The organism is Bradyrhizobium sp. Ses1, from assembly GCF_059512365.1.
In genome coordinates this window covers 16,728-29,129 of the sequence record NZ_JCAMOQ010000047.1, presented here as the reverse complement: position 1 = coordinate 29,129, position 12,402 = coordinate 16,728, and the positions used below count along the sequence as shown (strand labels likewise).

Genomic DNA, 12,402 nt, shown 5'->3' with positions numbered 1-12,402 from the left:
CCTTCGTTTTACGGGCTGTCTTCGTTTTACGAGCTATCCTTGTTTTACGGGCTGTCTTTGCAGCCATGGCTGCCTCGCCTGGCGCGGCCGAGACGGGTAGCCAGTGAGAATAGTTTGGCCCCTTGCAAAAGCAAGTTGGCATACCCGGCCCAAACGGGAATGTTTTTCCCCACGGGGCCAGAGTTGAAAGAACGATACGGCCGTTCGCAAAAACGACCCGGCAAAGGGCGGACTCATGTTTTTGCTGGCCAGCGTCGGCATAAACACGCTGCGCTGCACTCGTGGCATCCCGGATGGCGGTAGAAGTCAGTCCACGTTCTTTCCGCCGTTGTTTTTCCCGTCCAGAGCTACGGCCCGGCCGCGATAGCCCAGCGCAAAGGCACCGGCACGGCGGCGCGTTCAAGCATAGGAACCACGGCCCTTCAGACCTTGCCCGTCCGCCGCACCAGTTTCGCACCAGAACGACCGCATCAAATCGCAGCGGATGCGCTTGATCCCGGACGAAGATGTAGCAAATTCAACGAACGCGTCCTTTATCCTCCCGCTCATAACGGTCTGGTTGCAGGTTCGAGTCCTGCCGGGCCCACCAGTGATTACAGGCGCTTACGAGCCGCCTGTTGCCCGAGGATTCGGTACCGCCACAGTTACCGCCACAGAAACGATTGCCGCTTCGTTCGCGGAATGGTCTCAAGAAGACAGGTTTGATCCAGGCCAGAGCTGCTGGCATGAGCACGCCAGGCGCGCGTCTCCGTTCCACGTCGAAGATATGCATGAGGTTGGCCGCCCTCCCCGTCGCTCCAAGGCGGCCGTGTTGGAGGGAGTCCTTAGGCACGGTCCAGTTGTCCCAACTCACCGCGAGCGACTCATCGAATTTGGTCGGAAGCGAGCGAAGCGAGGCGCGGGGCCGGCCACACTCAAGATCGATTAAGCATAAGGTACCTTTTAAGCTCAAAGGTGTCTTTGAAGAGATGGCGCCTTGAGATCATCCCAAAACGCACCTCCGCGCGTGCGATCCCATCGGGAAGCTCCCTGGCCGCGACCGAGCACCCGACCGACGGCGGCTGATGTCGACGTCCCTGCGTCCGGTACGTTGATGGCCTAAATGAGAGCCATATTGCAAGTCTTTTGGGCGCTAATGACCGTTTGATCCCAGGTCAAACCGACGATCTGAATCATCGATACTCAGAATAACGCTGTGGTCTTAGATTCGGCTAGAACTGTGAGGCGCCATCGCGGATTCGGCGGCCCTAGAGTAAGAAAACGCGCTGTTGGCGAGGCCGCCGGAAGTGGCGCCCGATTGATCGGCTTACATTTCCAAAGGGGGCGCACCACTTTCGAGGAACCCTGCCCTCCGAAGGCAAAGGTCACACGTTCGAATCGTGTCGGGTGCGCCAATTTCTCTCTTTTTTCAACGTGGTATGTGTACCCGAACTAAACTCCAGCTCTGCCTCATCCGGGCGAGTAAGCAGTCTAGAGAAGATCACCTCTGAATGAGGTATCTCGGCAATTGAAGATCTCGATTTCCGTTGGCGCGCTGAAGTTGGTACTGGCGGCGCCGACAAGGGAAACAAAACGTAGGCGGCACAGCCCGGCTGCACAGGCGGACAAGCCGTAGGCCGGTCGTCGAGTCGGAACGTGCTCGACTCGATCGGAGTGCACCCGTCCCCACTGCCCGACCGAGTAGGCAACAGAACCATGCCGCCAACGACGGCCTCACTCCGCTTGCGGTGCTCAGGATTGCTGAGGCGCCTCGTAGCGAACAGCAACGAAACCGTCTCGTTTTCACGGGTTGACCGCGGTAGTCGGGGCCTAATTATTTCGTTGCGCGGTCCAATATCCCGAACAGCGCCCACCCGCTGCGTGGCCGCTCCAGGTCCCCCGGCCAGCGTCTTGCGTCAGCCTTCCCGAACCAGATGCGTATTTGTCGTGGACCGTCACCGACGCGCGAACCGAGCCCGATCTTCCAACATACCCGCTAAACTTCACCAAATTGGGATGCGTCACAACGCCGCCATTGATGTTCACGGAGAAACTGTAGGTCGGATCGCAGCTTCCACGTTGCGTAACGAAGGTGAGATTCCAGGGACCGTCGTAAGAGGTTCGGGCTTCGGCCGCCGTCGCCAGGGTAAGGCAGGCACAGCAAATGACATTCGCGATCAGTCGCTTGTTCATGATCTTCTCTCCAGAGGAATTGGTTGATGTTGAGTAGACAGTCGTAGATGTTGAGCTTTGTTGGCTTCTCATGGTCTATCGCAGCTGTTCGTCGGCCGCCTTCTTTCACCGTGCGTTTCGAGAGCCGGTGTCATTTCGGCGGGCCTTAGGCGGCCGTCCAGCCGCCGCCGTCGATCGAGAAGTTGGCGCCGGTGATTTGCACAGCGTCCTCGCTGCACAGGAACAACGCCAGTGAAGCGACCTGCTCGACCGTGACGAATTCCTTCGTCGGCTGAGCGGCGAGCAGGACGTCGTTGATCACCTGATCCCGATCCATGTTGCGCGCCTTCATCGTGTTCGGGATCTGCTTTTCCACCAGCGGCGTCCAGACGTAGCCGGGGCTGATGCAGTTACAGGTGATCTTCGACCGGGCGAGTTCCAGCGCCACCGTCTTCGTGAGTCCCACGATGCCATGCTTCGCGGCGACGTAAGCCGACTTGAAGGGAGACGCGACCAGCGAATGCGCCGAGGCCGTGGTGATGATTCGGCCCCAGCCTCGTTGCTTCATGCCGGGAGTAACGGCACGGATCGCATGGAATGCGGCGGAGAGGTTGATTGCGATCACCGCGTCCCACTTTTCGACCGGAAAATCCTCGATCGGAGAGACATGCTGGATGCCGGCATTGTTGACGAGCACGTCCACGCGCTCAAACGTCCTCTCGGCGAACGAGATCATGTTGGCGATTTCCGTCGGCTCACCCATATCGGCGGGCGAATAGATAGCCTTCACTCCGAAATCTTTCTCGATTGCAGTCCGCGTTTTTTCGACATCGGCCGGTGCCCCAATCCCGTTGAGCGCGATGTTGGCGCCCCCGCTTGCGAATGCCCGCGCGCACCCAAGGCCTATTCCGCTTGTCGAACCGGTCACAACGGCCGTCTTGCCCTTCAGAACACTCAATTCACTCTCCTTCTGTTGTATGCCTTCATGTTCAGCCGACCAGATCGGTCTCGCGGACTTCGAGGAGACGTCGGCTTGGCCGTTGGAGGTAGTCATGCACGACCTTGCCCAGCCCGAGCGTCAGATCGGCCAGTATGTGAACCGCGGACACCACCTCGAGAACTGGCAGATCAGCTACGGGTGCCAATGCATGAGGCGTCAGATGGAGCGCCGCCGGCCCGGTCCACGCGCCCTTTATCGTGACATCCTCAAGATGATATTCGACCAGTTCACAGATGCGGGGCGTGCCGTCGACGTGTGGAATGATCTTGAGAAGGAAGTTCGGCTCCCTGAGAGCGGCTTTGACTTGCGTTAGGTCGGCCGCGCGGTGCTTGTATCCCGTCGTGCCGGTTGCTACCCGCAGCGGACCGTAATCCAGAGTGCCGATGAGCGTATCGACTTCCGTCCGCAGCGTCGGCTGAGCCAGTTTCTTCGGAAAGCCCCAGAGCTCGCGGCCGCCGGCGATCGGCCCCTCATCGTTCAGGAACATGCAATGGGTGTAGCCGCCCCTGCGACCGCGGAACGACACCGGGATGACTTGGCCACTCTCGGTGTAGTCGCCAAAACCACTGGAATCGGGCATGCGGATGAATTCGTACTTGACCAGCGCCTCGCGTTCGTCAAATTCGAGCGGAGCCGGAACAACCGAGCGTAGCTTCGCCGGATCGGTGCGGTAGGTGATGATCAGGTATTCGCGGTTCACAAACCGATACGGCCCCGGCGGATAGGCCGGATTGGTGAGCGGCATCGCGAACGCCCGCCTCACGACTTCATTTTCACGCATTCAATTTCTCCTGTGACTGGGAATGACCGGCCGGCCTATTCACGACCATCCTGCTCAAGATCGAACGTGGAGACGCCGTCCGCGCTAGTCGGGCGGGCCAGCACCTCGGGATGACGAAGGGTGCGTAACGCATCGTGATAACCGGCGCGCCAATGATCCTGCATCGAGAGGCGGGAAAACTCGTAGTCCTTGGAGTGGCCTTCGTAGTCCCGCGCGCGATAGATCAGGTGGACGAGGCTGTGCGCGTTGTGAGAGGCAGCGGCCCTGAGAAGCCTGACGTCCTCTTGCTCGCGCAGATCTTCAGGCAGCCTGTTCAAGAGAGCCGCCAAGTCTCGCTGCAGTCGGTGCAGGCTTTTGAACTGGTCCGTGCTTGCTCGCGTGCGGCTCGAGTATTGGATCTCCTTTTGACGCGTAATGACGTCGGCCATATTGCGTGGAATCTGGCCGCGCGCGCTCCAGAGATCGACCTGAAACACAAGCGTATCCTGACGGGCTCCGCACTCGATCACCCACTGCAACGGCGTGTTGGATACGAGGCCGCCGTCCCAATATTGTTCGCCATCGATTTCGACCGCCGGAAAGCCCGGCGGCAGCGCCCCACTCGCCAGGATATGCTCGGGCCGGATCGTATGCGTGGCAGTGTCGAAATAGACCAGATTGCCGGTCCTCACATTGACAGCACCCGCGCTGAACCGGGTCATACCAGCGTTGATACGATCGAAATCGACGAGGCGCTCCAGTGTCGTCTTCAACGCGCTCGTGTCGTAGATACTCGTGACAGCAAGCGTTCCACCGGCTTGTAGCCATGGCGCCATTGGCCGCGCAGAAAAAAATCCGTTCGCGCCAAACACGGCCGCAAAGCTCGCATTTACCTGATTGAGAAAATTGCGGGTGTGATCGCTGTTCATCAAAGCGGTGAACGGTGCGTCCAACGTCACCTGCGTCCAAAACTCCCGAAGCCGGTCAACTCGGGAATTGGGCGGATTGCCCGCGATAATTGCAGCGTTGATCGCTCCAATCGAAATGCCGGCAATCCAATCGGGATGGATGTTGGCTTCAGCCAAGGCCTCGTAGACGCCTCCCTGATAAGCCCCCAGAGCGCCGCCGCCCTGTAAGAGCAACGCTATGCAATCGAACGGCAGACGCCGGTCGGCGGTCGTGAGGTGTGGTCGGGGCTGAAAGTTCATGGTTCTGTGCTCTTGGTTTGCGATTGCTCAGGCCTGCGTTCTGTCCGGGACAGGTCACTGCGGCTTCACGAGCCGAGCCTTAATATACTATACCGTATAGTTTATTATTTGCCCTGTCAAGCGAGGCCATTCACAAACTCGTGCTGCAACTGATTGAGGGCCCACCCTCGTCGTTGGATTTTGGCCGGCCTCGCACTCGGAAGTGAATGCGAAGGCTCAAAGCTGTTGCGTGTCGTTCCCAACCGGCACGCTGACGCAGCGCCAAAGTGTGCCGACGTCACGCAGCCGCGGTGAACGAACTGGTCTCGGTCAGCAGCACCAGCGAAGCCAACGCACTTACAATGTTCACCGCAGAGTTCGTAGGGTGGGATCCTTCCCGCCCGCTAGTTGCATACCCGAACGCGTCTGTGGCTCCTGTAGGCGTAGTAGCAGTCGCTATCGGAATAGTTGCCATCGTTCGAGCTTCCATAAGCATAGCCGGCATAGGCTCCGGCGGCGTAGGCTGCACCATAACCGAATCGTCGCCCGCCGTAGCTATTGCCGAAGCCTCCAGAGCGGCCGTAGCTGACTGATGCAGAGCGAGCTTGGACCGCGCGTGCAACCGCGGGTCCGTCACGACCGCCGGCGCGAACGCCGCCAGGCGCTCTTAGATCGCCACTAGAACCAGCGCCGGCGCCAAGGCGATGAGCCGGACCGCCGAGGCCGGCATGGGCCGCGCCACCAAGCCCCATGGGAGGTGGACTTGCGAATGCGGGAGGACCTCCGGCCGCGATCGGAGGAGGACCGCCCGGCCCCATGGGAGGAGGACCGGGGAATTGCGCAAACATCGCAGTCGGCGCCAACGAAATCGTTGCGAGCGTTACGCTGACGAACAGCGTCAAGAGTGTCTTCCTGGACATGATAGTCTCCGTCAGATTTGCGTTTCAAGGACCGGCACCGGCGCGGCCGGCGCGAGAGTGGAGTTCGACGAATGGCTGTCGTGCGCCGGGTCGACCGTCCGAGACATTGGCCGGCCATCGTCGTGGACAGGGTAGATCCGGAACCACGCCACATAGAGCGCCGGCAAGAACAAGAGCGTCAGCAGCGTGCCGACGATGATGCCGCCCATCATCGCGTAGGCCATCGGGCCCCAGAAAATCTCGCGCGCAATCGGAATCAGCGCGAGACTTGCGGCGGCCGCGGTCAGCAGGATCGGCCGCATGCGATGCTCGGTTGCTTCCACAACGGCGTCCCAGGCCGGACGCCCCTCCTTCCTCAGATCTTCGATCTGCACGATCAGAATCACCGAGTTTCTTACCAGGATGCCGATCAGCGCGAGCACGCCGAGGATGGCGACGAACCCGAGCGGCGCGCCGCTCGGGAGCAGGGCCATGACGACGCCGATCACGGCGAGCGGGGCGACCGCGAACACCAGGAACAGGCGGTGGAAGCTCTGCAACTGTATCATCAGGACGGTAGCCATGACGAAGAGCATAAGCGGAACGACGGCAACGATCGGCGACTGGCTCTTGGCGCTTTCCTCCACGGAGCCGCCGATCGCCACCGAATAACCCGCCGGCAGTGCCTTGCTAAACTCCGCCACCTTCGGCGCCAACTCGTCCATGATCGTCTTCGGCTGGACGCTGGTGACGATGCCGGCCTTTAGCGTGATCGTGGGAATCCGGGCGCGGCGCCAGATCGTCGGCTGCTCGATCTCATAGCGCAGATTGGCCACGGCCCCGAGCGGCACCGACTGCCCGCCCTGCCCGCTCAACTGCAGATCCCGGAGCGTATCTATCGAGCCGCGATCGACCGCGGTGGCGCGTCCCGTGACGTTGACGAGATAGATGCTGTCGCGAACCTGTGTGATCGGCGTGCCCTCAAGCACCGAATTCACGGCCGTGGCGATGTCTTCCGACGTGACGCCAAGCTGGCGCGCTTTGTCCTGGAGGACGTCGACCTTGACGACGCGCGCGGGCTCCATCCAGTCGAACACCACGCTGCCGAGATCGGGGTTGCTCCGCACAATGCCGGCGAGTCCCTGCGAGAGATCCCTGACCTTCGCGATATCAGGCCCGCTCACGCGGTATTGCACGGGACGTCCCACCGGCGGACCGACCTCGAGCAACTTGACGTAGGTGTCGGTACCGGGAAACGTGTTCTTCAAATAGGTCTCGAACTGTGCCTTGACGCGGTCGCGGGCCTTGATACCGCCCTTGGTCACGACCACCATTTCGCCGAACCATGTATTCGCGGTCTGCACGTCGAACGACAGCACAAACCGCGGCGCGCCGGTGCCGACATAAGTCGACCAATGCTCCACGGAGCCATTGCCCTGCAGCTGTTCACGCTCGAAGCGCGCCATCTGCGCATTGGTATCTGCAATCGAGGCATTTTGCGGCAAGTTCCAGTCGATCACCAGTTCGTCACGGTCCGACGAGGGAAAGAACTGTTGCTGCACGAATGTCATGCCGAACAACGCGACAAAAAAGGCTGCAACCGTCACGCCGACCGTGATCCAACGGTGATGCATGCAGACGAGCAGCAGGCGGGCGAACATCTGCGCCAGCCGGCCCTTCTCCTCATGATGGCCCTTCATCTTTGCCGGCAGAATGGTGACGCCGAGCAGCGGGGTGAACAGCACCGCGACGATCCACGACACGATCAGGGAGACCGCAATCACCACGAACAGGGTGAAGGTAAATTCGCCGGCGTTGCTGCTGTTCAGCCCGATCGGGATGAAGCCCGCGACGGTGACCAGCGTGCCCGTCAGCATGGGAAAAGCGGTCGACGTATAGACGTGGGTCGCTGCCTTTTCCAGAGGATCTCCGACCTCCAGCCGGGCCACCATCATTTCGACGGCAATCATCGCGTCATCGACAAGCAGGCCCAGCGCGATGATCAATGCACCCAGCGAAATTCTTTGCAATGAAATGCCGGCATAGGCCATCACCACGAAGGTAATGGCGAGAACCAGCGGGATTGCGATTGCGACGACGAGCCCGGCGCGCATACCCAAGCTGAGAAAGCTGATGGCAAGAACGATCACCACGGCCTCAAACAGCGCTTCGGTGAAGCCCGACACGGCATGCTCGACGACGACAGGCTGATCGGCGACCAGATGAACGCCGACGCCAATCGGCAGGTCGGCAATGACCTTCGACATTTGCTCCTTCAGCGCCTCGCCGAAGTGAAGCAGGTTTGCGCCGGACTTCATGCCGATGGCAAGCCCGATCGCGGGCTGGCCGTTGTACCTGAACAAGGTCTGGGGCGGATCGGCATAACCGCGCGTGATAGTCGCGACGTCGGTCAGCGGAAAGAAGCGGTCGTTGATCCGGAGATTGACCGCCTTCAGGCTTGCCTCCGACGTGAATTGGCCGCTCACGCGCACGCTGATGCGCTCGGGGCCCTCCTGGAAGACGCCGGACGGTGCGACCGCGTTTTGTCCCTGCAGGGAGGCCATGATCGAGCGGACATCGAGGCCGAGGGCCGCGATCTTCCGGGTGGAAAATTCGAGAAAGATCACCTCGTCCTGCGCGCCCAAAATGTCGACCTTACCCACATCCGGTACGGTCAAGACCTTGGCGCGGATGTTTTCGACCTGATCGCGCAGCTGACGCTGGGTCGGGCCGTCGCTGGTGAAGGCATAGATATTGCCGAACACGTCGCCGAAGCGATCGTTGAAGCCCGGTCCGATCACTCCTTGCGGAAAATCACCCTTGATATCCGCGATCATGTTACGGACGCGGACCCAGGTCGGCTTGACGTCAGCCGCCTTTGTCGTGTCTCGCAAATAGACGAATACGGTGGTCTGGCCCGCGACCGTCACGCTCTTGGTGTAGTCGAGCGATTCCAGCTCCTCGAGCTTCTTTTCGATCCTGTCGGTGACCTGGCGCGTCATCTCTTCAGGCGATGCGCCCGGCCACTGCGCCTGGATCACCATGGTCTTGATGGTGAAGTCGGGATCTTCCTGACGGCCAAGCTGAAGGTAGGCAAAGAGGCCTGCCGCCATGAAGGCGATCATGAAATACCAGACGAGCGAACGATGGCGGAGCGCCCAGTCGGAAAGGTTGAACGACTTCATGGCTTCTGATCCTGCTCGATACGGACTTGCTGTCCTGGCTTGAGGCTGTGGATTCCGGCGGTCACGACGCGCGCACCGGGGGCAAGCCCATCGGTGACGCGGACACCTGCGGGGTCCCCGGCGAGATCGACCTTGTGCAGCGATACGGTGCTCGCAGGCTGATCGACGACCCAGAGGAAATTCGCGCCATCCTTGGCGAGCACCGCCGAGGCGGGGACGCGCAATGTCGGACTTTGCGTAGTGCCAAGCTTCGCCGTAACCGTCGTGCCTAAGCGGAAACTTTCAGGGGGATTGTCGAGGGCGATGCGGACACGCCGCAGGCGCGTCACGGGGTCTGCCTGCGGGGCGATCTCGCGAACCTTGCCTTCCACCTGAACGGCGGGGAGAAGCTGCAAGCCGACTGTGAATGGTAGGCCAATTTCAAGCGGCACCGGGAAATCCTCCCCGATATCGACAACCGCCTCCCTGATGTCGGGCCTCGCGACCGTTACGACGCTTTGGCCCGGCGAGACCACCTGTCCGACCTCCGCCCCCACTGCGGTGACGACCCCTGCGAAATCCGCCTTGAGCTGTGCATAGCCGCGCTGCTCAATTGCCTTGATCAAGTTTGCCTGCGCGTGCGCCACCGACGCGTCGGCACCCGCCCGCGCCTGCTCGGCATTGTCCAGCGTCTGCTTTGTGGTGGCATCACTTGTGATGAGGGTTCGCTGCCGCTCCTCCGTCGCCGTTGCCGTCGCCAGCTGCGCCTGGGCCTTCGCAAGCTCAGCCTTGGCCGCGCGTACGGCGAGCTCAAGGGCCGTGGGGTCGATCGTGCCGACCGTCTGTCCTTCGCTGACGAGGTCACCGACGTATACGGGACGCGCGGTCAGACGTCCCAGCACGCGGAACGCAAGATTGGTCTTGTACCGGGGCTCAACAACACCCACGGCGACTGTGCTGTCCGCGCTACTCGGCTCAAGGACCATCGACAGCACAGGCCGAACGGGCTCGGGCGCTTTCGTGTCCTGCTGACATCCGGCCAGCACCAGCGCGGATATAAACGTGCCGGTTGCAATCATGGCGCGCCTGTTCATGACGGGTCTCCCTCATATGTCACGGCCTGGCCAACGCTCAGCAGCTTGCCGCCATCGATCACGACGCGCTCGCCCGGCTTGAGGCCCGCCTTGATCAGCACTTCGCGGGCTTCATAACCGGCAATCGTCACTGGCTTGAGCGCAGCCGTTTTGGTCGCCGGATCGACAGTCCAAACCGCGGGCTTCGATCCTGCCGCCGCCAATGCACTCCAGGGCAATGCGATCTGCTGCTGGGCTTTCGCTTTGACGGTTCCTGCAACGGCGCTTCCAAGCGTCATCGCTGCCGGCGGATCCTGGATGGCAACCTTGACGCGGATGGTCGCACTCTTCGCGTCAATCGCGGGCGAGACTTCCCTGACACGCCCGTTCGCCGTCGCGCCTGCGTCGGAGACAAGCGCCAGCGACACGCGGCTGTCTTCGAGGTCGCCAAAGAAGATGGATTCGTAGACGTCGAAGACGGCATCCCGCTCGCCGTCCTGCGCCAGCGAGAACACGGGCTGCGCGGCCTGTACGACCTGGCCGACTTCCAGATTGCGCGCGGTGATGACGCCTGCCGCTTCTGCGCGCAGCGCGGTATAGCCAAGGGCGTCTTTCGACGTTCCGAGCGCAGCTTTTGCGGCTTCAAGCGCACCTTCTGCGGTTCGCAATCCTTCCTGCGCCTGATCGTAGACCGTGCGCGTGGTGAAACCGCTTGCGATCAGCGTCTTCTGCCGTTCGAAGGTCGCCACGGCCACGCGCAACTGAGATTGCGCGGCTGTGACCGCCGCGGCTGCGGCATCGACGTCGGCCTGCTGCTCGGCGGGATCGAGCACAGCCAGGATCTCACCAGCCTCGACGTGAGCGCCGACATCGACATAGCGCGCGAGCACACGTCCGCTGACGCGGAATGACAGATCCGCGCGAAACCGGGCCTGGATTTCGCCGGTCAGGGTGACGGAGGCTTGTCGGTCGCGCGGCTGCACGATCTCTGTTCGCACCATCGCGGCACGCGTGATGGGAGCGGCGGCATGATCGTTGCAGCCGCTCAGCGCGATCGCGACAAGCGCGGCCGCCAGAACGCTGGGACCCCTCAGCTTGCGTTTGCGGACAGTTTCAACGACTTCAGCTTGGTTCGTAGTACGTTTCATGACACGTCCATGCGGTGACCAGGTGACAACAACTCGCCCAGCACATCCGCCGCCGCATGGGCAGAGAGCTGTTGGACTCCCCGAGGCGCACCTGGATCTGGTCGAATTGCAGTGGGGCGGCTGTCCTGATCCGGGGAGCTTGCTCTCGTGCAAAGCGCCGAGGTACCGGATGGGCTGACGTCTGATCGGCGAGACGGCCGCGGGATGCGACGCTCCGCGATCGCACAGTTCGCCTGCCACTCACGCTCTCTCAGAGGAAATGAAAGGACGACGGATGTGAATTCATCGCCGGAGCCGTGCTCGACCCGGCCGGCGAGACCCTTGGCAAGGTCATTGCTGATCCGAAGTCCGCTCCCCGCAGCACCCCGTGCCGACCGCGACCCATTGTCCAGGACGACGCAATTCACCACCGCGCCGATTCGCGACAACTTGATTCGGATTTCTCCGGTCCGCGCGTCGAAGCACGCATGTTTCGCGGCCTCGGTTACGAGCCCGTGGACGATCATTCCGAGCCGCCGGCATCGCTCTGGTTGGAGTGGAAGATATTCGGTGGCGACTACCAGCCGGATATTCATTCGATCTAGCAACGAACGTCGCATGGCGCTGCCCATCATGCGGATGTAGGTCGCGGCGTCGATCAGTGCCTTGCCCTTGGGCATTGCGAGCGCCTGCTGCACATCGGCATGACCATGCAACAGTTCGACCACGTCGCTTAAGGCGCGCTTGGCCTCCGCTCCCTCAACCCGGACCGCCGCGGCCGAGACCAGGTTGATCGCCGAGGCGAGCCCATTATTGATCCGGTGATTCAATTCGCGCAGCAGAATGCCCTGCTCCACGATTGGCGAGTCCGGGCTGCACACAGTCACGACGATCTCCTCGGGTTGTCCGGATAAGCGGCGGCCAAACGCGCATGTGGCGGCCGGCCGGTCGTCCGGATGGTTCGCGGGCCCGCAATCAGCGCCGGCCGTCGATCGGTATAAACAAACTATACCGTATATTTTCTTTTCATTGCATTTCCTT

7 protein-coding genes and 1 tRNA gene are annotated in these 12,402 nt (G+C 61.4%); 1 reads left to right on the top strand and 7 read right to left on the bottom strand.

Annotated features, from left to right (window positions below; genetic code table 11):
• The first annotated feature begins 1,289 nt into the window (after positions 1-1,289).
• Positions 1,290-1,394 (top strand) — tRNA-Arg (locus AC5ZG5_RS35370).
• A gap of 923 nt (positions 1,395-2,317) precedes the next feature.
• Here the strand turns inward: AC5ZG5_RS35370 and AC5ZG5_RS35365 are convergent.
• From AC5ZG5_RS35365 to AC5ZG5_RS35335, 7 genes are all read right to left on the bottom strand, one after another.
• Positions 2,318-3,109: a 3-hydroxybutyrate dehydrogenase gene (locus tag AC5ZG5_RS35365; RefSeq protein ID WP_456646380.1), complete on the bottom strand. Its 792-nt coding sequence runs from the start codon at positions 3,107-3,109 to the stop codon at positions 2,318-2,320.
• A 31-nt stretch (positions 3,110-3,140) separates the two neighbouring features.
• A complete protein-coding gene (locus tag AC5ZG5_RS35360) occupies positions 3,141-3,932 on the bottom strand; it encodes an acetoacetate decarboxylase (RefSeq protein WP_456646381.1) in 792 nt (263 codons plus the stop codon).
• Positions 3,933-3,967: 35 nt separating this feature from the next.
• Positions 3,968-5,119, bottom strand: coding sequence for a DUF3734 domain-containing protein (locus AC5ZG5_RS35355; RefSeq protein ID WP_456646382.1), 1,152 nt, complete (start codon positions 5,117-5,119; stop codon positions 3,968-3,970).
• 910 nt (positions 5,120-6,029) lie between these two features.
• The gene (locus AC5ZG5_RS35350) at positions 6,030-9,182 is read right to left on the bottom strand and encodes an efflux RND transporter permease subunit (protein WP_456646383.1); all 3,153 of its coding nucleotides are present in this window, start codon (positions 9,180-9,182) and stop codon (positions 6,030-6,032) included.
• Positions 9,179-10,255: an efflux RND transporter periplasmic adaptor subunit gene (locus AC5ZG5_RS35345; RefSeq protein ID WP_456646384.1), complete on the bottom strand. Its 1,077-nt coding sequence runs from the start codon at positions 10,253-10,255 to the stop codon at positions 9,179-9,181. Before AC5ZG5_RS35345 ends, AC5ZG5_RS35350 begins: the two co-directional genes overlap by 4 nt.
• Entirely contained in the window at positions 10,252-11,382 is a 1,131-nt protein-coding gene (locus tag AC5ZG5_RS35340; protein WP_456646385.1) for an efflux RND transporter periplasmic adaptor subunit, read from the bottom strand. Before AC5ZG5_RS35340 ends, AC5ZG5_RS35345 begins: the two co-directional genes overlap by 4 nt.
• Complete coding sequence (locus tag AC5ZG5_RS35335) at positions 11,379-12,248, bottom strand: histidine kinase dimerization/phosphoacceptor domain -containing protein (protein ID WP_456646386.1); 870 nt, start codon at positions 12,246-12,248, stop codon at positions 11,379-11,381. The genes AC5ZG5_RS35340 and AC5ZG5_RS35335 overlap by 4 nt, the downstream gene beginning before the upstream one ends.
• Positions 12,249-12,402 lie beyond the last annotated feature (154 nt).